Source organism: Paenibacillus sp. FSL H7-689 (assembly GCF_000517905.1).
GTDB lineage: Bacteria > Bacillota > Bacilli > Paenibacillales > Paenibacillaceae > Paenibacillus > Paenibacillus amylolyticus.
On record NZ_ASPU01000051.1, the window covers coordinates 1 to 340 of the forward strand.

At 55.3% G+C, this 340-nt stretch carries 4 tRNA genes; all 4 read right to left on the reverse strand.

Going from position 1 to position 340, the window contains the following annotated elements:
* Positions 1-2 precede the first annotated feature (2 nt).
* Positions 3-75, reverse strand: a tRNA-Val gene (locus C170_RS22470).
* A gap of 6 nt (positions 76-81) precedes the next feature.
* Positions 82-153, reverse strand: a tRNA-Glu gene (locus C170_RS22475).
* Positions 154-168: 15 nt separating this feature from the next.
* Positions 169-260 (reverse strand) — tRNA-Ser (locus C170_RS22480).
* A gap of 3 nt (positions 261-263) precedes the next feature.
* A tRNA-Asn gene (locus C170_RS22485) sits at positions 264-339 on the reverse strand.
* Position 340: the final 1 nt, after the last annotated feature.

Consider the following 340-nt stretch of genomic DNA (forward strand, 5'->3'; position numbering starts at 1 on the left):
GGTGGAGGCTGAGGGGATCGAACCCCCGACCCTCTGCTTGTAAGGCAGATGCTCTCCCAGCTGAGCTAAGCCTCCATAATATGACCCGTAGGGGATTCGAACCCCTGTTACCTCCGTGAAAGGGAGGTGTCTTAACCCCTTGACCAACGGGCCTTGCTAAAAAATATCTGGCGGAGAGAGAGGGATTCGAACCCTCGAGACGCTTGTGACGCCTACACGATTTCCAATCGTGCTCCTTCGGCCAGCTCGGACACCTCTCCATATGGCTCCCCGAACAGGGCTCGAACCTGTGACAACTCGATTAACAGTCGAGTGCTCTACCAACTGAGCTATCAGGGAA